The sequence below is a fragment of the Nostoc parmelioides FACHB-3921 genome (assembly GCF_014696625.1).
Taxonomy (GTDB): Bacteria; Cyanobacteriota; Cyanobacteriia; order Cyanobacteriales; family Nostocaceae; genus Trichormus; species Trichormus parmelioides.
Genome location: NZ_JACJQL010000001.1, coordinates 76,963 through 98,495 on the forward strand (window position 1 = coordinate 76,963; position 21,533 = coordinate 98,495).

The 21,533-nt window shown below is 40.9% G+C and carries 19 protein-coding genes; 9 read left to right on the forward strand and 10 right to left on the reverse strand.

Features of this window, described 5'->3' with window-relative positions; translation table 11 throughout:
• Window positions 1–19 precede the first annotated feature (19 nt).
• The 3 genes from H6G14_RS00280 to H6G14_RS00290 all read right to left on the reverse strand — a co-directional run bounded on the left by H6G14_RS00280 (window position 20) and on the right by H6G14_RS00290 (window position 1,225).
• The gene (locus H6G14_RS00280) at window positions 20–265 is read right to left on the reverse strand and encodes a hypothetical protein (protein ID WP_190565173.1); all 246 of its coding nucleotides are present in this window, start codon (window positions 263–265) and stop codon (window positions 20–22) included.
• Between the two features lie 102 nt (window positions 266–367).
• Window positions 368–790: a tetratricopeptide repeat protein gene (locus H6G14_RS00285; protein ID WP_010996542.1), complete on the reverse strand. Its 423-nt coding sequence runs from the start codon at window positions 788–790 to the stop codon at window positions 368–370.
• A gap of 78 nt (window positions 791–868) precedes the next feature.
• Window positions 869–1,225, reverse strand: coding sequence for an iron-sulfur cluster assembly accessory protein (locus tag H6G14_RS00290; protein ID WP_011317092.1), 357 nt, complete (start codon window positions 1,223–1,225; stop codon window positions 869–871).
• Window positions 1,226–1,526: 301 nt separating this feature from the next.
• Between H6G14_RS00290 and H6G14_RS00295 the strand changes: the two genes are divergently transcribed.
• The 5 genes from H6G14_RS00295 (at window position 1,527) to H6G14_RS00315 (ending at window position 12,689) form a co-directional block, all read left to right on the forward strand.
• Complete coding sequence (locus H6G14_RS00295; protein ID WP_190565174.1) at window positions 1,527–3,167, forward strand: DUF6930 domain-containing protein; 1,641 nt, start codon at window positions 1,527–1,529, stop codon at window positions 3,165–3,167.
• Between the two features lie 2,062 nt (window positions 3,168–5,229).
• Entirely contained in the window at window positions 5,230–5,406 is a 177-nt protein-coding gene (locus H6G14_RS00300) for a ribbon-helix-helix protein, CopG family (protein ID WP_190565175.1), read from the forward strand.
• Between the two features lie 294 nt (window positions 5,407–5,700).
• Window positions 5,701–7,140: a 9,9'-di-cis-zeta-carotene desaturase gene (gene zds / locus H6G14_RS00305; RefSeq protein WP_190565176.1), complete on the forward strand. Its 1,440-nt coding sequence runs from the start codon at window positions 5,701–5,703 to the stop codon at window positions 7,138–7,140.
• Window positions 7,141–7,183: 43 nt separating this feature from the next.
• Window positions 7,184–7,639, forward strand: coding sequence for an SRPBCC family protein (locus H6G14_RS00310; RefSeq protein WP_011317088.1), 456 nt, complete (start codon window positions 7,184–7,186; stop codon window positions 7,637–7,639).
• Between the two features lie 1,015 nt (window positions 7,640–8,654).
• Window positions 8,655–12,689, forward strand: coding sequence for a PAS domain S-box protein (locus H6G14_RS00315; RefSeq protein WP_190565177.1), 4,035 nt, complete (start codon window positions 8,655–8,657; stop codon window positions 12,687–12,689).
• A gap of 181 nt (window positions 12,690–12,870) precedes the next feature.
• Here the strand turns inward: H6G14_RS00315 and H6G14_RS00320 are convergent, their stop codons facing one another.
• The 3 genes from H6G14_RS00320 to H6G14_RS00330 all read right to left on the reverse strand — a co-directional run bounded on the left by H6G14_RS00320 (window position 12,871) and on the right by H6G14_RS00330 (window position 15,423).
• Window positions 12,871–13,110 carry a 2Fe-2S iron-sulfur cluster-binding protein gene (locus tag H6G14_RS00320; protein WP_190565178.1) on the reverse strand — a complete coding sequence of 80 codons (240 nt, stop codon included), beginning with the start codon at window positions 13,108–13,110 and terminating at the stop codon, window positions 12,871–12,873.
• 15 nt (window positions 13,111–13,125) lie between these two features.
• Complete coding sequence (gene cobQ / locus H6G14_RS00325; RefSeq protein ID WP_190565179.1) at window positions 13,126–14,601, reverse strand: cobyric acid synthase CobQ; 1,476 nt, start codon at window positions 14,599–14,601, stop codon at window positions 13,126–13,128.
• A gap of 417 nt (window positions 14,602–15,018) precedes the next feature.
• Complete coding sequence (locus H6G14_RS00330) at window positions 15,019–15,423, reverse strand: Npun_F0494 family protein (protein ID WP_190565180.1); 405 nt, start codon at window positions 15,421–15,423, stop codon at window positions 15,019–15,021.
• A gap of 165 nt (window positions 15,424–15,588) precedes the next feature.
• Between H6G14_RS00330 and H6G14_RS00335 the strand changes: the two genes are divergently transcribed.
• Entirely contained in the window at window positions 15,589–16,026 is a 438-nt protein-coding gene (locus H6G14_RS00335) for a peroxiredoxin (protein WP_011317083.1), read from the forward strand.
• 67 nt (window positions 16,027–16,093) lie between these two features.
• Here the strand turns inward: H6G14_RS00335 and H6G14_RS00340 are convergent, their stop codons facing one another.
• From H6G14_RS00340 to H6G14_RS00350, 3 genes are all read right to left on the reverse strand, one after another.
• Window positions 16,094–16,483, reverse strand: coding sequence for a hypothetical protein (locus H6G14_RS00340; protein WP_190565181.1), 390 nt, complete (start codon window positions 16,481–16,483; stop codon window positions 16,094–16,096).
• A 44-nt stretch (window positions 16,484–16,527) separates the two neighbouring features.
• On the reverse strand, window positions 16,528–17,415 hold the full coding sequence (locus tag H6G14_RS00345; protein ID WP_190565182.1) for an ABC transporter permease: 888 nt from the start codon (window positions 17,413–17,415) through the stop codon (window positions 16,528–16,530).
• Window positions 17,416–17,567: 152 nt separating this feature from the next.
• On the reverse strand, window positions 17,568–18,587 hold the full coding sequence (locus H6G14_RS00350) for an ABC transporter ATP-binding protein (RefSeq protein ID WP_190565183.1): 1,020 nt from the start codon (window positions 18,585–18,587) through the stop codon (window positions 17,568–17,570).
• A gap of 717 nt (window positions 18,588–19,304) precedes the next feature.
• On the opposite strand from H6G14_RS00350, the gene H6G14_RS00355 reads away from it, so the two are divergent.
• On the forward strand, window positions 19,305–19,718 hold the full coding sequence (locus H6G14_RS00355; protein ID WP_190565184.1) for a hypothetical protein: 414 nt from the start codon (window positions 19,305–19,307) through the stop codon (window positions 19,716–19,718).
• A gap of 62 nt (window positions 19,719–19,780) precedes the next feature.
• On the opposite strand, the gene H6G14_RS00360 is transcribed toward H6G14_RS00355, so the two are convergent.
• Window positions 19,781–20,044, reverse strand: coding sequence for a hypothetical protein (locus H6G14_RS00360; RefSeq protein WP_190565185.1), 264 nt, complete (start codon window positions 20,042–20,044; stop codon window positions 19,781–19,783).
• 265 nt (window positions 20,045–20,309) lie between these two features.
• Here H6G14_RS00360 and infC point away from each other — a divergent pair, with 265 nt between their 5' ends.
• The gene (gene infC / locus H6G14_RS00365) at window positions 20,310–20,777 is read left to right on the forward strand and encodes a translation initiation factor IF-3 (protein ID WP_338421173.1); all 468 of its coding nucleotides are present in this window, start codon (window positions 20,310–20,312) and stop codon (window positions 20,775–20,777) included.
• A 323-nt stretch (window positions 20,778–21,100) separates the two neighbouring features.
• Entirely contained in the window at window positions 21,101–21,427 is a 327-nt protein-coding gene (gene trxA / locus H6G14_RS00370; RefSeq protein WP_190565186.1) for a thioredoxin, read from the forward strand.
• Window positions 21,428–21,533 lie beyond the last annotated feature (106 nt).

Below are 21,533 nucleotides of genomic sequence, written 5' to 3' on the forward strand. Positions count from 1 at the left end.
TTGACCGAGTGATGATGAATTATTGACTAGAAAGAAATTTTTTGGATACCCAACTGACCAAACCACTCAGAATTGCACCACCCATCAGAATGCCGATCGCTGGGTTAAATACAGGTTGCCAAAGTTTGTGCCACAAATCTAGACCTAGATTAACTCCGATCGCTTCACCCATAATAGCGATCGCAAACCAAATAAAGCCTAACAATACCAGAAATACATCCGCTACTAAAATCAAATTTAGCCAGTTTAATAATTTTTCTTTCATGAGGAAGTGGGAATTGGGGATGAGTGATTGGGAACTGGGGACGAAACAATGATCTTGAATATAAGTTCTAACCTTTAGTCTCTATCCCCAATCCCCTAACCACTATTCATTAAACAACCAGCCTTTAACTTTGGCCAAGCTCTGCCAATCAGGTTTTCTACTTAAACCATCTGCAATACTATTTTGAATCTCATCGCGCCAGTCGGGATTGACCAACATTAATTGTTGTGTAATATCAATATGTTGCCGCAAGCCTTTTTGACCAGTTTCTAGCATGGCCACAGCGAGATTTACCCTAGCTTGTGGGTCTTGAGGATTGATTTTTACAGCTTTTTGTGCTGCCTTGAGAGCTAAGTTAGGCTTATCCTCCAGCAAATATAACCAAGCTAGACAAATCCAAGCAGCGCTGGCTTTGGGAGCGCGATCGCATACTTCTTTAAACACGGGGATCAAATCAGCAGCAGGCTCCCCAGCTTTATAACGTTCTAATCCTGTATCAAACAGGGAATCAACAGTGTTAGTCATTAGTTATTAGTCATTAGTCATTAGTCATTAGTCAGTAGTTACTCGGAACTAACAACTGACCACTGACAATTGACAATCTTACACCCCAAATGACTTACCGCAACCGCAGGTCTGAGTAGCATTAGGATTGGTAAACTGGAAACCACCACCGATCATGGCATCGCTATAATCAAGCATTAAGCCATAAAGATATAAAATGCTTTTGCGATCGCAGACAATTTTGAAGCCATCGTAATCAAAAACTTCATCCTGAGGAGTGATCTTGCTTTCCTGTTCAAAGTCCATCATGTAAGACATCCCAGAGCAGCCACCTTGGCGTACTCCCACCCTCAAGCATAAATCTTGACCTTGCTTTTCTTGCAGGGACTTTACTTGCCGCAAAGCGGCTTCGCTCAACAGTATCCCTCTTTGTTGAGACTGAGTTGCTTGTGTCATCCGCTTTTCAACTCCTTAAATGATGTAAAATATCCGCTTCGGGCTTGTGATTGCCCTTGGTTTGTCTTTCAGTTTTTTTATTCATTCTAGCGACAATGATGACGCTAATCGCTAAATTGTGAACAGTCTATCAAAAGCAGGGCAAGATTTTTATTCTAGAATTGAGAGACTCAGTGTATTTAAAGATTTGGTATTTTTAGAGTTCCAGCCTGAGCTATAACCAAGCCAAGAACATTTGCTTCATGGCCAGCCATTCCCGAAAGTGTACTTTTCCATCGCCTGTTTCTGATTAACCTACTCTATGACAAGTTTTAATCGCTCTACCAGTCGTCGGTTGAAGAAATTAACCCAAATTCCTTCTGTATGGGAGGGCGATCGTCGTCCGTTGTCATCATCGCCTACCCCAAATTTCAACTCAGAGTCCAAGGGCGATTGTATTCTCTGGGTGGATGGCTCCCAAGGTATTGTCCGAGGAATGGATGTAATATCAGAAGATACTGGCCCGGAAGCGATCGTTCGCACCTTAATGCGAGCAATGGAACATCCCCACAGTCCAGCCAAACCCGCACGACCCCAAAAAATTGTCGTGCGCGATCGGGAAATTCAATTTTATCTGCGCGGTGTCCTCCAAGATTTGGATATTGCGATCGATTATTCGCCGGAACTACCCTTAATTGATGAACTGTTTCGCGGGTTTGCAGAAATTATCGACAGTCAAATTCCTGATGTTCCTCCCCAGTATGCCAAACCTTTACACGAAAAAGCCTATGCTATTTGGCAAGCCGCACCCTGGGAATTTTTAGAAGAACAGCAAATCATATCTATAGAAATTAATAAATGGGATGTAGGTACACTCTACGCCTCAGTCATGGGAATGCTGGGAATGGAGTATGGAATTTTGTTTTATCGTTCCGAAGATTCCCTCAAGCGATTTCGTGCAGCAGTTTTACAAGATGACGAATCCCAAGGTCACTTAGAAGAGGCTTTTCTCAAACAAGATTGCTTGTTCCTCACTTTTGAGCGTGAAGATGATACTGATGATGAAGATGAATTTGACGATTTAGCTGATTTGGCATTATCAGAAATTAGCCCAACGTTTGGCAACATCCATCCATTAGAAGGATTGCGCTCTGTCTTATATGATGAGGAGGCGGCTGTTGTCTTCCTAGCTTTAGAAAGTTTTTGTCGCTTCATTCGTGACCATCGTCGCCAATTATCAAGTGGTGAGTTCCCCAATCTCAACCATCGTTATCGGATCTCCTTACCTGCATCCGATGAAACAACGAAAGCATTATCTGTCACTGTCTCTACCATGCCACAACTCGCCACAGAGTTAGAAGAAATGGCAGACTTAGCAATAGATGATGAAGAATTTGGTGAATTAACTTCCATCGAGTCTCGCTCTCTACGTGATGACTTAATACCAGAAGACTCATTTCTCAGTTTAGGTGTAGTGTCCTGGGAAATGCTCGACTACCTACGTCAAGGAGTAAAATATCATCAACTGGGCGAATTTAAACAAGTCGGTGATGGTTTACCCGTAATTTTGATTCAAACCTCCCGTCCCAAAGCCAAAACGGTGATCGAAAATATTGAAGCAGTGGGAGGATTAAAAGCTATCTGCTTTAATCCGGGATCTGACCCCTTTGATGGCGATCGCTATGACTTGGGTTTATTGCAAACTCAAAATGGTGAATTATTCCTATTTGGGGAATTTTTGGATGATGATCCTGTTCATGTAGAAGCCCGTCGCAAGTGGAATCAACGTTGTAAAAATACCAAAGGCTTCTGTGGGTTAATTATTGCCAAAGGTTTGACCGGTGCTTCCCGTGGCAATCCTCAATTACGAGATATGATGGCTCTATTTGAAGCGCGATCGCTCTCACCCAAGGATTTAGGTCTAGGAACTCTTCAGCTGATGCCCCAGTTTCAATTAGAGTAAGATCCGGTTCAATGCCAAACTTGACTAACACTCCTTGAAATTATTCTTTTCAGAAAATAAAGGAGTTTTATATCGTTTATTTTTCTTATCCAGATTCAGCATAAGGATTTTCAGGAACGCATAAGGACTTCCTAAAATCGTCCTGACCATATGTTGTGGCTGTCGCTAGTAGTGTTATACCAATTCAAAATTCAAAATTCAAAATTCAAAATCAAGAATCAAGGCAGAACAAGCGTTTGGGGCTTTATATCTGTCGCATTCTTTTTTCAAATTGGTATTAGAACATCAATGACACAAAAAGACTTTTCACCCAGTCCCTAATCCCCAGTCCCCAGCTATAAATACTTTTCACACCCCATACCCGCTTTACAGACAGGTTTCTACAGTCTCAACACACAACCTGGTTGGGTAAGTCCTATGCTTGTGAAAAATCCGCAACCAAACACGAATAAACGAAGGGTTCGCTATTTTTCGCCGCTTTTGGACGAACATCTGTTATTTTTTCAACACTAAAGTGCTAACTACAAAACAGTCTTGGTCGTGCTGTTGTTCTTCACTGAAGAAAACTCTTCTCTATCCCCTATTGCATATCTAGACAGCAACCAATAAAAACTGTGAAGTTTCTAAGCTTTTAGCTGACATTATTACTTTATTAAAATTTTATAAACTAGGATTACCCTTGTAACTTCTGTTAACTATCTGGGTAGATTAAAGTTATTGTGCCTAGATTGCCAGGCATAAAATTTATCAGGGTTTTTGGGAAAACAATCTAGCTGAGGTGAATAAATAATTAACCTGGATATTTGTTTTGTTATGTTTTTGATTACTTGTCAATAATTTTAATCAAAAATTTAGCAATAATGACTTTGACTTCATACTTTTCTTACAAAGACGAAAAAGTCTAGATTGTACTTTTGATAAAGATGAATACAAGTATAAAAAACATAGATATAATAGCCCTATAACGACCACTTAATTGCTGAGATAAAGGTTCCTAATTATTCTTCTTATGGGTGCTAACAGTAAGGAACTAAAGCTAGTTGTTCTGGAATAATCTGGTTTAATATCTAGTTTTTATTTAAGCCATTGATTGAAAACTCCTGTGATTCAATTCATGAGGCAAAATAACAAAATTAGATAAAAAATCTATGATTTTGCTAAAAAATAGTACCCTAAACAGATATATCTGCTCATCATGTACTAAGCAAAAATATTCTGGTGTATAAGTACATTAACTAGCTGATTTCAATTTTTGTAAAGCTGCATTGTTGTCAACCACAAAGTAAACCAATTAATAATCAGCAATTGATACCATATGTGAATCATAACAGCGAAAATTAAAGGAACAAAACACAATTAATCGCATCTTTACTATTTAGGTAACAAAGGATTTTTAATAAGCTGTTCCAATGCCTATAGTGGTTAGTTTTTCATGGGATTAACCATAAATCTTAGAAAAAATAACCACACGATTATAAGATGGAACTGTTTGATCTTATGATTCCGACTGATGTTATCTTTCTTAGCTAATACACCAATAATATCTATCTGAGGCTAAGAAAAAACAAGTAATGCAGATTAAAAAACCGTGGTAATCATTCAAAATATGACTTTTACGAGTGTACAAATTCAATTGTGCCAATCGTGAGAGTGATTGCTTGATGATATGTACTCTGACGTAGTTGCTGATGAGAGAGTCATTATCAAGCATTGTGGGTGATGTTAGCTGGACTAGAATGTCACATAGTTTTGATAATTCAAAATTTTGGAGACTTTTACGAAGTGAACATTAAATTAGTCAGGCCCACCTCTACAATTTAATTGCCGAACTTTAGTGACCTATTGCTAAGGTTATTCCCTGGAATAGTTGAGTGTACCCTATTATTCCTTCACCAGTGGTAATTAATTTCTTATATTTTCAGGAAGAAGGATGAATAATTTGACAAAAAAGACATTTTTATCATCAACGGTATCGCTTGTTTCGTGACACAAATTCTGATAATCTTATCGTCTTCATCTTTGATTAAGTTGTTTTTGATGATGTCAATACACAGCAAATAGCATGATAATGACTAATAAAAAATGGGCCGTTAAACGCATAACTGTCAACTTAGCAGCACAGGAAGCAGAAAAACTGGAAAAATATTGTCAACAGACAGGTAGACCAGCAACTGATGTGATTCGGGAACTGATTAGAAGTTTACCTGTATCAGATGACAGCAAAGAAACAGGTCGGTAGGAGGTGTGGTAATTTTTTTGCTGCAAATTTACGACCACATCTATATGACTACTCAACAAACATCTATGATGCTTTTTTAGTCTACTTTGACTAACGAAAGTTAGTTTACTGGAATATGCACACTTCAAGTCAAGTGTTTCTAATAACCAGAATCAAAAGGGGTAATAAAAGCTTATTGATCATCAGGTGCATGACTTTGTTGTCTTTCAATACACTGCTGAAATTTATATAACTAGCAAATTCCGACACCAAGCCAGTTACAATTTGTAAAGAAGCTGAAGAAGGAAGAACGGAATGCGCGTTGCAATCGTAGGAGCGGGATTGGCTGGGCTAGCAACCGCTATAGATTTAGCTGATGCTGGCTGTGAAGTCCAGATTTTTGAATCCCGTCCGTTTGTTGGTGGTAAAGTTGGCAGTTGGATTGATGGCGATGGTAATCACGTTGAAATGGGTTTGCACGTTTTTTTCGGGTGCTACTACCAACTATTTGAACTCATGAATAAGGTGGGGGCGTTTTCCCATTTACGCCTCAAAGAACATACCCACACCTTTGTCAACAAAGGGGGACGGACAGGTGCTTTGGATTTTCGTTTCTTCACAGGTGCGCCCTTCAATGGGTTGAAAGCGTTTTTTACCACCTCTCAACTCTCATTACAGGATAAACTACAAAATGCGATCGCTCTAGGTACAAGCCCCATTGTGCGTGGATTAGTAGACTTTGAAGGGGCGATGAAAACCATCCGCAACCTAGATAAAATTAGCTTTGCCGATTGGTTTCGCTCTCACGGCGGTAGTAATGGTAGCATTAAGCGAATGTGGAATCCCATCGCCTATGCCTTGGGATTTATTGACTGTGAAAATATCTCCGCCCGTTGTATGTTAACAATCTTCCAATTCTTCGCAGTGAGAAGCGAAGCCTCTGTACTGCGAATGTTGGAAGGTTCGCCTGATGAATATTTACATCAACCCATTCTGAGATATTTAGAAGCTAGGGGAACAAAAATTTACACTCGTCGGCAAGTACGGGAAATTAAGTATGCTGAAGCAGAAGGGCAAACTCGCGTTACTGGCATAGTAGTAGCCAAAGGTGATGAAGTAGAAGAAATTACCGCAGATGCCTACGTTTGTGCTTGCGATATTCCTGGAATACAGCGAGTTTTACCTCAAGAATGGCGGAAATGGTCGGAATTTGATAACATTTATAAGCTAGATGCAGTACCCGTTGCCACTGTGCAGATGAGATTTGATGGCTGGGTAACAGAACTGCAAGATGAAAATAAACGCAAACAGCTAAAAGAGGCTGTCGGTCTAGATAATTTGCTCTATACCGCAGATGCTGACTTTTCCTGTTTTGCTGATTTAGCCTTGACTAGTCCTAGTGATTATTATCGTCAAGGTCAAGGGTCATTGTTGCAACTGGTATTGACCCCAGGAGACCCATTTATCAAAGAAAGTAACGAAGCGATCGCCCAACACGTCCTCAAACAAGTATATGAACTGTTCCCCTCATCACGGGAGCTAAATATGACTTGGTACAGTGTAGTCAAGCTAGCTCAATCTCTCTACCGAGAAGCTCCAGGTATGGATGTTTACCGTCCTAGCCAAAAAACTCCTATAGCCAATTTCTTTCTGGCGGGTAGTTATACGCAGCAAGACTACATCGACAGCATGGAAGGGGCGACAATTTCAGGACGGCAGGCGGCAAAAGTCATCCTAGATAATATTAAAAAATAGAGTTAGAGCTGCTAATCTAATCAAATCTCAAATCCGAAATAGAATGTCTAACTGGCTAGAACATAGCGTACAGGTAGAAGTGGAAGCCCCCATAGATTTAGTATGGGGGTTATGGGCTGACTTAGAACAAATGCCTAAATGGATGAAGTGGATTGACTCTGTAAAAGTTCCACCAGAAAATCCTGATCTATCACTTTGGAAACTCAATACTGGTGGACTGGAATTTACCTGGAAATCTCGCATTACCAAGGTTATTACCAACCAAATTATTCAATGGGAATCGATTGATGGTCTGCCCAATCAAGGCGCTATCCGCTTTTACGATCGCCACGGTCATAGTATTGTCAAAATGACTATTTCCTATGCTATCCCTGGCTTTCTAGGCAAAATCATGGATAATTTGTTTTTGGGTAAGGCTGTGGAATCGACAATTCAAGCTGATTTAGAAAGGTTTAGGGAGTATGCTTTAAATCTTCATCAGTCATCAGTTAATCGTTGAAAAAGTGTAGAGACGCGACAATTGCGTCTCTATTACGTAGTGACTGAAAAAGTTAGTAGTTACGTTAATGCCCTGCTAAGGGACTTCCAACTAAAAAATATACAATCACTGTGGTAAGCAGGGGAGGCAGGGGGAGCAGGGGAAGTAGGGGAGGAAGAATACAATGATCATATTTGCTCTGACCCATTGAATAATTTATTTTCTGGAAGTCCCTAATAAAAATTAAAATATATTCTTATGGGATTGGTTAGCTAGAGGAGAAAACTGCGATCACCATTGGATGTCGTGATAGTGGAATATAACGGCATTTTCTACTAAAAACAGCAGCAAGCGATTAGCGATTACACCAGCTTGCCTAACTAGAATTAGGCAAAAATTTTAGCTCTTTTTACAAATAGTAAAACCACTAGATACTGACGTTTTTTCATAACTATAAATCAAATTTATACCTAATTAAAATAGATTTTTTTTTATTAAAAGCTAAATACGGAGCTAACCACATTAACTTTCAAAACCTTGATATTTTTTATACTGTAAGAGGATGTTTGAAAAGTATCATTGCTAACACCAAAATCTTAAAAACCTAACCCCTTGAGCCTCCCCTTCCCTACGTTCGCACAGCGTGTCGTTAGCGTTGCGTAGCAAAGACAGGGAATGGGGGTTTCAAAGCCTTTCTCCGTTTCGGGGAGAGGTTTGGAGAGGGGTTTATAGTATACTTTTCGACTTTTCAAACACCCTCTAACAATCCTTGGGAAGAAATTAACTCCTAGAGTTGCTTAGTTTGTATTTTGTAAATAGTTATATAATCAATCTAAGACATTTTAATCATAAAAAAGTTATCAAAATTACAAAATAATATCTCAGTATATTAGTCAAAATTAACATCAGAACTGTGATTTGAGAAAAAAGCTAAATTTTGTCATCTGGACTGAAAATTCATACTTTTTAAGCTGATTTTGTGCTGCTCAGAATTTTAATATCACTTTTTTATTGCTTTCACGGAAACACTTAACTAATGCCATCACTTTATCCTGTGGATTTTCCTACCATAGAGCAGGTAATGGAATGTTCCCCTTTAACTGTGTTACCGGATACTCTGCTCATTGATGTAATTGCTCTCATGAATCCGGTAAGCATCTGTACAATAAATTCTGCATCTAATTTTAGTAGTTGTGTTTTAGTAGTTGAGGAAAAGAACTTAGTAGGTATATTCACTTTACGGGATGTAGTCAGGCTCACTGGCGTAGGGGTAGATATATCCAGGAAAAAAATTTCCGAGGTGATGACTCAGCCAGTCATTAGCTTGACACAGGCTGCGGCTCAAAATGCTCTCACCGCTCTAGCTTTTATGCGCCAGCATCACATTCGCCATTTGCCTGTGGTAGATGAGCAAGGACAATTGTTAGGCTTGATTACTCAAGACAGAATACGTCAGGTGGTTCAACCAGCGCATCTGCTGAAACTGCGATGTGTGACAGAGGTGATGGTAACGGAAATTATTCATGCACTGCCAACTACATCTGTGTTGGAATTATCTCAGATGATGAGCGATCGCCGGATCAGTTGTGTTGTCATTGTCGCACCGCAAGAGACAAAACTGATCCCGGTGGGGATGATTACGGAGAAAGATATTCTCAAAGTCCACTTACAGGGACTAGATATCGCCCAAACCCCAGCGCAAACCGTGATGAGTTCCCCTGTATTCAGTATTAGTCCCAGCGAATCTTTGTGGACTGTTAATCTGTTGATGCAAGCGCGAGGGGTGCGACGGTTAGTTGTGGTGGGTGAACAAGGCCAACTCCAAGGACTAGTGACACAAACCAATCTCCTGCAAGTGCTTGATCCTGTAGAAATAGTCAACGTCATCCAAGCCTTAGAAGCCAAAGTTGCAGAGCAAACATTTCAACTCCAGCAAACCAACCAGCAGTTAGAAGCAGAAATCAAACAACGCCACCAAGTTGAGGAATCACTGCGCCAAGTACAACAAGAACTAGAGTTGCGGGTGGCGGAGCGGACAGCCAAACTAGTGCAATCTAATGCGCGTCTACAACAGCGTGAACAGCAGCTGCAAGCCTTGTTTGATCACGCTGTGGATGCGATCCTGATTGCGGATGATGAGGGACGTTATGTAGATGTCAATGCAGCAGCTTGTGAATTATTTGGTGTATCTAGGGAAGAACTTTTAGCTTCCACAATTGCGGATTTTGCTGCACCAGAATTTAATTTTACCCAAGCTTGGCAACAGTTCCGTGAACAAGAACAAATGTCGGGTGAGTTTCAATTGCATCGTCGCAACGGTACAGTAAGAGCAACAGAATTTGCGGCGGTTGCCAATTTTATACCACATCGTCATCTTTCCATTATCCGGGATGTGAGCGATCGCCAGCAGGCTAAAGCAAATCTGCAAAACAGCGAGCAACGGCTACAACTGGCACTCTCAGCCAGCAGCACAGGTATGTGGGACTGGAATCTGCAAACTAATGAGGTGGTCTGGTCTGAGAGTATGTGTTCTTTATTTAATATCGATCCCCAGACATTCAACAACAGGTTTGAATCATTTGTAAATTTCATCCACCCTGAAGACCGAGAATTTGTAGAACAACACCTGATGCAGTGTATTGATCAAAATACCATCTGTAATGTCGAGTTTCGGGTAGTGTGGCTTGATGGTACAGTACACTGGGCAAGTGGCAAAGGAAACGTCTTCTACGATGAAGTTGGGAAACCAATCCGGATGATTGGAGTGCATCAGGACATTACAGAACGCAAACAAGCTGAGGCAAAACTGCAAAAAAGCGAGCAACGGCTAAAACTAGCACTCTGGGCCGGTAATACTGGTACTTGGGACTGGAATCTGCAAACCAATGAAGTTATCTGGTCTGATCATCTGTTTTGTTTATTTGGTTTAACCCCTGATACGTTTGATGTCAGCTATGAAAATTTTTTAAATCTCATTGTCCATCCTGAAGACCGAGAGTTGCTGCATCAATCAGCGTTGCGAGCCATTGACCAGCGAGTACCCCATGATATCGAATTCCGGTTTCTTTACCCAGATGGTACAGTTGGTTGGTCATTATGTAAAGGTCAAGTATTATACGATGACATCACGGGTGAGCCACTCCAGATGATTGGGGTGAATATGGACATTACTGAGCGTAAAAACGCTGAGGAAGCTGTCAAAGAAAGTAATCAAAGGCTACAGGCGATTATAGATAATTGCCCGGCTGTTATCTATGTTAAGGATATGCAGGGACGGCATATTCTGGTGAATTCCGAATTTGCAAGAATCACCCACCTGACACGAGAGCAAGTCAAAAATAAAACTAATGTAAAAGTCTTCTCTCCTAAAACTGCTCAACCCTTAAGTATAAATGATCAAGAGGTTCTCTCTTCTATGACTCCTGTGCAGTTTGAGGAAGAAATTCAATTTGAGGATGGGCTACACACTTACTTAACTGTCAAGTTTCCCCTCTGCGATGCGACTGGTGAACCCTATGCGATTTGTGGTGTTTCCACAGACATAACAGAGCGCAAACAAGCCCAAGAGCAAATCCGTCAACAAGCAGCTTTAATTAATGTTGCGACAGATGCCATTTTTGTCCGTGATTTAGCAAACCGCATATTGTTCTGGAGTCGAGGGGCAGAAAACTTATACGGTTGGACAGCAGAGGAAACTGTGGGGAAATTAGCCCATGAACTTTTCCATAAAGAATCCTCATCTCAATTGGAAGCAGCTGTAACAACTACTCTTGAACAAGGTTCTTGGCATGGAGAATTAGAGCAAACCACCAAAAATGCTCAAGAAATTATTGTTGCTAGTCGGTGGACACTGGTACACAATCAATTCGGAGATTCCCCGTCAATTTTAGTCGTTAACACCGACATCACTGAGAAAAAACAACTAGAGCTACAATTTTACCGCGTTCAACGGCTGGAAAGTATCGGCACTCTAGCTAGTGGCATTGCCCACGACCTCAATAATGTGTTTGCTCCCATTGTGATGATTGCCCAACTGTTGCCTTCCAGATGTAAAAATGTGGATATAAGGACTCAAGAACTGTTCAAAACTCTAGAAACCAGCTCCAAGCGTGGCTCTGATTTAGTAAAACAAATTCTCACCTTTGCCCGTGGTACCGAAGGTCAACGCATCCTCCTACAACCTGGACATTTGCTCAAAGAATTAGCTAAAGTCATCCAACAGACATTTCCTAAATCCATTGAAATCATTACTGATATTCCGACAAACACCTTGTGGATGGTGCAAGCCGATCCCACCCAATTAGAACAGGTGTTCATGAACTTGGCAGTCAATGCCCGTGACGCTATGCCCAATGGTGGTAAGCTTACTATCACTGCCACCAATCGGGTAATCGACTCTACCTATGCCCGAATGCACCTAGAGTCGGAAGTAGGAGACTACATTGTTGTCACCATCTCAGATACAGGCACAGGAATTCCGCCAGAAATCTTAGAACGCATATTTGATCCCTTTTTTACCACGAAAGAAGTCGGTAAAGGTACAGGGCTAGGACTATCAACGGTTTTAGGTATCGTCAAGAACCACGGCGGTTTTGTAGAAGTGGCAAGTCAGGTAGGTCAAGGCACAGAATTTCAGGTGTTCTTACTCAGAGGAAAAGGAACAGCAACCGAGACCATAGCAAAAACAGAATTGCCTAGAGGTAATGGCGAGTTGATTTTAGTTGTCGATGATGAAACGATCATCCAACAAACTGCACAAGAAGCCCTAGCGGATTATAACTATAAAATTTTGGTAGCTAACGATGGCATTGAGGCGATCGCTCTCTATGTCGAATATCAACCAGAAATCAGTGCCGTCTTGCTAGATATGGTTATGCCCAACATGGACGGATTAACCGCCATCCGCACTCTACGCACCATCAACCCCAAAGTCAAGATTATTGCCTCTAGTGGTTTACCCGCAAACGAGCAACAAGCGATTGTGGCTGGTGCAGACAGATTTATATCTAAGCCCTACACAACCACGGATTTATTGACTACTTTATCGGATGTCATCGGGGTTAAAGAGTAGAACATTGCTTACTTACAAAATGTCTTACCAAAATACTTGCAATTATGCTACTTTCTCAAAAATGATGAAGAGTTCTATTTAAGCCAAGACGGGGCAATAGAGATGCACCGCACTGACTCTCAAAACTCTTGCTCTGGCTAGATTGTAGCAACTCTTACAAGAAACTAAGGGCTACATTTTCTTACCAAGTTGGGTCGCTGAATAGATGAATAATTAATTCTTCGCGCCCTGGTGGTACAGCACTAAGACAAGCACGGATGACTTCACCATCTTCAAGTTCCACAGTGCAAGCATGACATGAACCCATCAGACAACCAGTGGGAATGAATACTCCCGCCCGATCTGCTACATCTAATAGGGCTTCTCCCACTTCAGCATTAGTGGTGACATTATCTGGCAAGAATCGGACGCGAACATTCATGAGATACTAGCCTCATTAGGGCAGAAAAGGAGTCAAGTCTAAATGGTTTTCTACTTCAGTAGCTATATTATCTAACATCTGCTCTCGTTGTTCGCGGTAGTTAGCCACACCTGTAGGTAGAGATTTTAAACCGCGTTGTTGACGAAGACGATTTAACCAAGCTCGTCTCCAGGGGCCATTGTCGAACAATCCATGTAGATAACTACCCCAAACAGATTGACAACTATCTACTAACCCTAAGTTAACGTCATCGAATAGAGGTTGGAAAGCTTGGTTATCGCCTTGTGGTTCCACGCGCGATCGCCCTTGGTGAATCTCAAAACCGTTGACGGGTAAGCCCAGTTGTGGGAAATTTGAGCTAACTTGGCGCTGACGAGCAATCTTTTGTCCGGTGATGACGGTTCTAATTGGTAAGAGATTTAAGCCTTGATATCTACCAGCTTGCCCTTCGATACCTTCTGGATCGGCGATCATTTGCCCCAGAATTTGATAACCGCCGCAAATACCCAAAACTGTACCCCCGGACGCTGCGTAGTTCTGGATTGCTTCTGCCATGCCAGTCTTTTGCAGTAATATCAAGTCAGCAATTGTAGTTTTTGTCCCTGGCAAAATTACTGCGTCTGGGTGTCCTAAATCTTGTTTCGGGCTAATGTATTTGACGGCAACGGTGGGTTCTGATTCTAGGGGATCGAAGTCGGTAAAGTTGGCTATTCGCGGTAAGCGAACGACGGTGATCTGAAGATCTGCGTGGGCTTTGTGGGTTTTGCGTTCTAACAAGTCTAGGGAATCTTCGGCGGGAAAAATTTCTTGTAAGTAGGGAATTACACCGACCACGGGAATACCAGTCCGTTCTTCTAACCATTTGATTCCTGGGTCTAGGAGCGATCGCTGTCCCCGGAATTTGTTAATCACTACACCTTTAATTAGTTGGCGTTCTTCTGGGTCTAATAATTCTAGTGTGCCAACTACGTGAGCAAAAGCACCACCACGGTCAATATCAACTACTAATAGAGTTGGGGCATTCAAATATTTTGCTACCCGCATATTAGTTAAGTCACGGTGCTTGAGGTTAATTTCTGCTGGACTACCCGCACCTTCGCAAACAACTAAATCAAATTCAGTTCCTAAATGTTGTAGAGATTCTTCAATTGCCCGCCAACCTGGTTCAAAATACTGCTCATAATAGTCAGCAGCATTGACTCGGCCTACAGGTCTACCTCTGATAATGACTTGAGAAGTCATATCTCCTTGGGGTTTGAGCAGAATTGGATTCATTTCTACCCACGGTACCACCCCTGCTGCCCAGGCTTGTACTGCTTGCGCGTAGCCAATTTCTCCCCCATTGGCTGTGACATAGGCATTTAATGCCATATTTTGCCCCTTGAAGGGTGCCACTCGCCAACCACGCCGGGACAAAATGCGACAAATAGCCGTACTTATCAGTGATTTTCCAGCGTGGGATGTTGTTCCCACTACCATTATTGATTTCATAGCCACTTTTAGTTATTCAAAAATAAGGGGTGAGATAGTTGGGGGATAATATAGCAATTTACTGCTCAAATGTCAGAAATTCGGGCAGCTACTGGAGTAAATTGGTGACAGGCATTGTCCGCAAGTTTAGAGAATATACCAGCGTCATGACTTACTCATCAAACCCTAATTAACAATCTCACCAATTCAATCAAATGAAAATGGTAAAGATTTCATAAATGGGTTGATGTTTCTCCGTATATATTGTTCCCTAGAATTGCCTCATCCTAACTTTTGAGGTTCTGTTTTAGTACAAGGGATGTGAGGGTGTAAGGGTGTAAGGGTGTAAGGGTGTGAGGGTGTGAGGGTGTGAGGAAAAGAAAGATTTACCCCTATACCCCCAAACCCTTATACCCCTATACCCCTATACCCCTATCTTCAAAACGGAAGTCGAAACCAACGAATCACGATATCGTATAGGCGATCGCGCCATGAAGGTGCAGGCAGGTTTTTTCCTTGGTATTTTTCTATGAGTTGGTGTCCCAGGGGAGTGAGGCGGAAACTATCTGTAATGCCTTGCCCGTCCACTTCTCGCCGTAATAAACCCACTTGGATTAACCAATCTAATTCATTATCGCAAGTCAATTCTGATAATGGATTTTTGGTATAACCGTTTTTAACACCGGCTTCGTTGGCGATCGCACCTACGGAAACGCTCTGACTACGCATAGTTGCAAATAGTCCAATATTGAAGGGAGAACAAATGAGCGATCGCCTTGCTCTTTCTATGGTGGTTTGTGGGTACGAGAAAGCTTTAGGTGTTGGGGAGTCCATTATAGGCATAATTTTTAATTCGTAATTAGGATTGAATACTGGGAATTTGACAGGAAAAGAATTTTTTCCAATCACCAATACCCAATCCCCAGTTTTCTAAGATTGTCATGAAACTATTGTAAATTATTGTAAAATTTCAAAGTCATCAAAAATCTGAAACAGGAAAGGTTCATTATGCCTCTAGCAGTTGGTACGGATGCACCTGCATTTACCGTCAAAGATACCAACGGTAACACCGTTTCGCTATCTGATTTTGCTGGTAAGACAGTGGTTTTGTATTTTTACCCCAAAGATGACACACCAGGCTGCACTAAACAAGCTTGTAGCTTCCGTGATGCTCAATCTGATTACAAAAACAAGGATGTAGTTGTTTTGGGTGTGAGTGCTGATGATGAAGGTTCTCATCAAGCATTTACCCAAAAATATAATCTGAATTTTCCCTTGCTGGCTGACACTAATAAAACCTTAATCAGCGCTTACGACGTTGATGGTGGCGGTTATGCCAAGCGTGTCACTTACGTAATTGGCCCCGACGGTAAAATTGTTCATGTTGATGCTAGTGTCAACACAACAACCCATGCTAGCGATGTTTTAGCTGCTTTGGGGCTGTAAGTTAAGTACTGAGTAGTGAGTAAGGAGTCATCACTTTTGATTTTTCTCTTACTCCCTACTCCCTAAATTAATTGTTACCAGGGATAGTCAAAGTTGATGGACTATCAGCTGATGGTGTCGCACTGGCTGGCAAAGTGGGAAGTATCTGTCCCTGGGGCTGAACAGTAGTAGCCTTATTTTGCCTTTCTCTAAATGCCCTAGCTGCATCGTCTATTTGTTGACTTTTGCTATTAGAGTCAAATGAGCCATTTCCTAAGTTTGCCCGATGGATGAGGTCAAACATATTGAAATTGCCAGAGTCGAAGTTCAGGTTATTATTTTGGTTGTCTGAATTATTACCACCTGCATCTACTGTGCCGAGTTGAGCCAGGCTTGGCTGTGCAGTCATGAAGGAAGCAAAGCTGATTCCTGCTAAACCTACTAAGAGTCTGGTTACTGGTAAAAATAGTTTTTTCATGGATTTTGACTCTAAAATTCCTCTAACACCATCCTGCTTTGATTTTAAGCAAGAGTCCGCCGTAGTTGGGGCTGAATACTCAACAATGCAACAAAAGCAAAGCTAAACAATATTAGCAAGGCTCCTCCAAAAGTGACATCACCCCAAGGTGCTTGCATGACCACATCACCCAATCCCCAATGACTGTGGAGATAAAGATAACGAATTGGTTCAATGGCGTAGCTGAGGGGATTGAGGGTAGCAACAACCTGCAACCACTTGGGCATAAAGGATAAAGGAGCGAGAGCAGTACTCGCAAAAAGTAATGGTAGGTTAGTAACAAAGATTACTGCTATTAATTCAATGTGTCCAGGTAGGGCAAAAGCCAATCCTAAGGAAATTGCAGTGACACCTAAAGCCAGTAGGAAGACAATTAAGGCGATCGCACCCAGTCCCGCTATATCTGGTAAGCCAGCACCTAGAAACGCTGCCGCACCAACGATTACGGCAGCTTGCAGTAAACTTTGGCTGACAATAAAGATAGCTGAAGCAAAGACAATGGAAAAGCGAGAAGCAAGGGGAGCAACTAATAACCGATTCAAAAAGCCGAACTCACGGTCAAACATTACAGGTAAACCAGCATTCAATGCTCCGGCAAAGGCTGTAAATACGATTACACCTGCCGCTAAAAATTGCCCGTAATTTGTTGTACTCCCAAATAAGCCTTTAGGAGCATTTTGGAACAAAGCGCCAAATAACACCAACCACATTACAGGCTGAATAATCCCAGCTAATAAGGTGGAGGGACGGCGTTGTAATTGAATAAACAGGCGACGAGTTAAAGCCAGGGTTTCCTGCACTAAATCACCAAAAAAGTTAGGTGCAGTATTAAGGTTCGTTTGCGGTGATGTGGCTGGTTGCCAATTGATATCTGATTTTGGGGTGACACTCATGTTTGTTAGTTGTCAGTTGACTGTTGACGGTTGAGCGATAAGCTAATGCACGTCTGAATTGCATAACTACTAATAAGGGCTGTTAGCTGTTAACTGTTCACTGTCAACAGCCCTCACGATAGATCGAGCAACTCAAAAGCAGAATAGCTTACCTATCTCATGTTCTGTTTCTTTTCGGCTTTGGGGTCGCGGTTGGCTACTGCTGCTAATTCGGCATCCAGTAGGGTGCGTCCGGTGGCTGCTAGATAGACATCATCGAGGCTGGGACGGGATTGGGCGATACCAAAAATTGGTAGGCTGGCGTTGTTGAGTGCTTGCTGGATGGTAATTAAAGCATCATTTTGTGGTGTTACTACCAGGTTCAAGGAATTACCTTGCGCGTTGTTGATGATAACTTCCTTGACAAAAGGTAGTCCTTGTAGTAGAGATTTAGCTTGTTCTGCTTCTGCTGTGGGGGAGAACTCGCGGATTCGTAAGGTGATGCGATCGCCTCCAACCCTATCTTTTAGCTCTGAAGGTGTACCAACGGCAATCACTACACCACGGTCAATGATAGCCACGCGATCGGCTAGCGCGTCAATTTCTTCTAAATAGTGGCTGGTAATCACCACCGTTGTCCCCGATGCTCTGAGTTTTCGCAAGAATTCCCATACCACAAAACGGCTTTCAATATCAAGTCCTACTGTTGGTTCATCTAACACCAACACATCTGGCGAGTGCAGTAAGCCAGCCGCTAAGTCTAGGCGTTTGCGTAAACCACCAGAATAAGTTCCGGTTTTTTTATTGGCGTATTCTTGTAAACCGAGTAAATCTAAAACTGTCTCGATTCGCTGTTTGGCTACGGCATTGGGGAGGTGATAAAGTGCTGCTTGTAATTGCAGCAGTTCTTTTCCTGTTAGCACTTTATCTAAGGCAACTTCTTGAGCAACATAGCCTAGCCGTTGTCTAGCTACTCTGGGATTATCCAACACAGAAATACCAGATACCTCGATTTTGCCTGCATCTGGAGTGGTGAGGGTACACAAAGCACGTAGAGTAGTGGTTTTACCTGCACCGTTGGGGCCGAGTAAACCAAAGATTTCCCCTGGTTCTACCTGGAAAGAAACATCTTTGACGGCTTCAACAGTACCGTAACGCTTTTGTAGATTTTGAATTAAAACGGCGGGAGCCATGACAGCTAGACCCTAACTATACAATTCTCAACAATATCTATATATATTGTAGTTGAGTCGTGTTAGGTCAGGCGATCGCATAGCTACATATCGGCTATTTTATCCTGGAGATATTCGCCAAGTAAGCTAATGCACGCCTAGATTGCATAACTATTAATAAGGACAGTTGACTGTTAACGGTCAACGATCAACCGCTTTCTCTATGGATTATGCACCTTAAAAGCAGAATAGCTTATTTGAGTAATTTATTAACGACGAAGCTGCGGGTCTATTCCTGGTGGAACATTACCCAAGCAGGGTGTCAACTGATACAAAACGAGTTTTAATGTCTCTTTTTTCTCTCCTCGTTCTTCTCTTTTTTGCATAATGTCTTGGTAAATTACGGATTTTTAACTAATTTTCTTTCTATTTAAAACAGATAAATCATATTTTACATATACATTCGCTTAAAATATTAACTCCAAAGTTAAACTACAAATCAGCTACTAGATCTTCGTAAAATTCATATCTCATCAGGCTTTCAGAGAGAGATTATGTAGTCTTGTTAAATCTCGTGTTAAAATAAGGAGTGAGAATAAAAGTCGGGCACAAATTTTGTTTCTGATATTAATAGGTTTTTACCTTTTGTTATTGACAAGCTTGTCTCCGGAATTTCCATCTCTAACCACTCATAATTTTGGAGACAACTTATGTCAAACTATATGATGTCTGCTATTTATGGAATCTAATAAGTACAAAATTGAGTATAAGTTTCATTCCATTACTATTGAAGAAGAAGAACTAAGCGGAAAAGCTTATTACTACAAGATTTCTGGTGAATTATGTCACCACAACGGATTCGTTAATTCCATCTCTGAGGCTGAAAAAGAAGCTAGAGAGAAAATTGACGAAAAATTTCATCAAATAGATAGAAAATCCGCCCTACACAGATATTGCGTAATGCGTGACTTTGAAAGCTTTGTTGAATTGTTGAATCAACACAAAGAAATGTCTCCAGAAATTACGTATCAAATAGCCTCCCAACTGGCTTTAGCTTCAACTTTAAAATATTTTACTAAGGAAGTATTAAGTAATGAGATAAATACTTCCTCAGAAAATAGTCAAGAGTTAAACCCAGAGAATTTTCAATAGGGTATTTTTTGGGAAAATATTCTGGCGATCGCCCAACATTAGTTAATCACTTTAATTTTGCTCTACCTTAATTCAACATCTTTCTCAAAAACAAAAACAGAATCATCTATGGTTTTTTTGTATTGAAAACCATAATCTAACAAAGCTTGCTTTAAATTTTGCAAATCTGGTTCTTTGAGTAAATCCTTCTGGGATTCTATCTCAATAGCGTTATGATTTACTTGAAAATGGAAATGCTGTTTAAATTCCTGATAGTCCCAATTTAATTTTCTCGCTGCATTTAACTCGATAGCAGCCAATGTGTTATCAAATTTCTGCGTAACCATAACTTAAATGCTCACTTTATCTTCACCACATTTTAACAATCCAAATAAAGAAAATCACTAACATAAAATATTTATAAATAATCAAGGGCAAAAATAATTCACTTTACATTAAAAAAATCAACCTTTTGGTTAAGGTCATCAAGGAAGTGATGAAGTAATATTTTATAGTAAACAATATAGATAGTACTGTGTTACCTTAGTAATACTTGCAAGACAAGGCATTGAAAATTAGGAGGAAGCGATTATCGTAGTCCAAAAGCAGCTGATTAATTCCCAAATCAAGTCACCCCAGGTATTCTTGATTGACCATGAGAATAATAATCGTGGTTTAATCGATACCTACGAAGCTCTACAGTTAGCCCAGAGTGTAGAGCTTGACCTAGTTGTAGTTTCGCAAAGCAAAGACACTCCAGTAGCGAAAATTCTTAACTACGGTAAGCTACAGTATCAGAAGAAAAAACGCCAGGGTCAAAGTGCTAGACCCACAGTCAAAGAAGTCCGATTTCGCCCTAATGTTGGTGCGGCTGACTATAATTTACGTATTGAGCAAGCGCTTCAGTGGTTGAGTAAAGGTGATTCCGTTAAATTTGCTATTCGTTTACGGGGTCGAGAAAATCAATATCGAGAACAAGCAGGACTAATGCTAGAACGCATTGTGACTGATCTGAGTCAAGTAGGAAAAGTCCAGTCACTTGATAAACGCTCGCTCATTGTTCAAATTATGCCCGCTTAAAGCTTAAAATACTCTCAGCGCTCTATGCAACCAAGTATAGAGCGCTAATTGTTCATTTCATGAGAGTATATCTATTAAGAGATAGGAATCTTGTAATTAGCATGAATGAAATGATTACACAAGAACTAAAAGGAGCATTTTTCTTTTAATATCTTGTAATGTCTGTATTGCAAAATTTTCCCTAGTAAGGCACCAAGAACTGATAAGAAGGTTCTTGATCAGGTATCTGCGGTGAACAACTAACTGTATCAACACAGAACCAATCATAACTTTTATCTTCTTCTGTTTACAAAAATTTTAGTTTGATACTGGAAATAAAATTAATGACCACTGATACAGTTACTTACGTTCAAGAAAATGAATTTGATGCCGTTTTAAGTGAAGATAAAGTCGTTGTTGTTGACTTTACTGCTACTTGGTGTGGCCCATGTCGTCTTGTCAGTCCATTAATGGATCAACTTGCTGATGAGTACAAAGGCCGTGTGAAAGTGGTTAAGGTAGACGTAGACAACAATAAACCTCTCTTCAAAAGGTTTGGACTCCGCAGTATTCCAGCAGTGTTAATTTTTAAAGATGGTGAGTTAACAGAAAAGATTGTGGGAGTTTCCCCTTATGAGCAGTTTAGTGCAGCTGTGGAAAAGCTTGTTTAACTTGTTTTTGCGTATTGGTGAAACAAGTGCTGTGGTGCGGACTAGGTACTGTTAAAATCGTTATATTATTGTTGCAGTGAGCAACGATTATTAATGAATTTTAATG

What these genes read in the sequence shown, in the direction of transcription:
- H6G14_RS00280 (WP_190565173.1), bottom strand. Translation starts at nt 265, where the DNA reads ATGAAAGAAAAATTATTAAACTGGCTAAATTTGATTTTAGTAGCGGAT.
- H6G14_RS00285 (WP_010996542.1), bottom strand. Translation starts at nt 790, where the DNA reads ATGACTAACACTGTTGATTCCCTGTTTGATACAGGATTAGAACGTTAT.
- H6G14_RS00290 (WP_011317092.1), bottom strand. Translation starts at nt 1,225, where the DNA reads ATGACACAAGCAACTCAGTCTCAACAAAGAGGGATACTGTTGAGCGAA.
- H6G14_RS00295 (WP_190565174.1), top strand. Translation starts at nt 1,527, where the DNA reads ATGACAAGTTTTAATCGCTCTACCAGTCGTCGGTTGAAGAAATTAACC.
- H6G14_RS00300 (WP_190565175.1), top strand. Translation starts at nt 5,230, where the DNA reads ATGATAATGACTAATAAAAAATGGGCCGTTAAACGCATAACTGTCAAC.
- zds (WP_190565176.1), top strand. Translation starts at nt 5,701, where the DNA reads ATGCGCGTTGCAATCGTAGGAGCGGGATTGGCTGGGCTAGCAACCGCT.
- H6G14_RS00310 (WP_011317088.1), top strand. Translation starts at nt 7,184, where the DNA reads ATGTCTAACTGGCTAGAACATAGCGTACAGGTAGAAGTGGAAGCCCCC.
- H6G14_RS00315 (WP_190565177.1), top strand. Translation starts at nt 8,655, where the DNA reads ATGCCATCACTTTATCCTGTGGATTTTCCTACCATAGAGCAGGTAATG.
- H6G14_RS00320 (WP_190565178.1), bottom strand. Translation starts at nt 13,110, where the DNA reads ATGAATGTTCGCGTCCGATTCTTGCCAGATAATGTCACCACTAATGCT.
- cobQ (WP_190565179.1), bottom strand. Translation starts at nt 14,601, where the DNA reads ATGAAATCAATAATGGTAGTGGGAACAACATCCCACGCTGGAAAATCA.
- H6G14_RS00330 (WP_190565180.1), bottom strand. Translation starts at nt 15,423, where the DNA reads ATGCCTATAATGGACTCCCCAACACCTAAAGCTTTCTCGTACCCACAA.
- H6G14_RS00335 (WP_011317083.1), top strand. Translation starts at nt 15,589, where the DNA reads ATGCCTCTAGCAGTTGGTACGGATGCACCTGCATTTACCGTCAAAGAT.
- H6G14_RS00340 (WP_190565181.1), bottom strand. Translation starts at nt 16,483, where the DNA reads ATGAAAAAACTATTTTTACCAGTAACCAGACTCTTAGTAGGTTTAGCA.
- H6G14_RS00345 (WP_190565182.1), bottom strand. Translation starts at nt 17,415, where the DNA reads ATGAGTGTCACCCCAAAATCAGATATCAATTGGCAACCAGCCACATCA.
- H6G14_RS00350 (WP_190565183.1), bottom strand. Translation starts at nt 18,587, where the DNA reads ATGGCTCCCGCCGTTTTAATTCAAAATCTACAAAAGCGTTACGGTACT.
- H6G14_RS00355 (WP_190565184.1), top strand. Translation starts at nt 19,305, where the DNA reads ATGGAATCTAATAAGTACAAAATTGAGTATAAGTTTCATTCCATTACT.
- H6G14_RS00360 (WP_190565185.1), bottom strand. Translation starts at nt 20,044, where the DNA reads ATGGTTACGCAGAAATTTGATAACACATTGGCTGCTATCGAGTTAAAT.
- trxA (WP_190565186.1), top strand. Translation starts at nt 21,101, where the DNA reads ATGACCACTGATACAGTTACTTACGTTCAAGAAAATGAATTTGATGCC.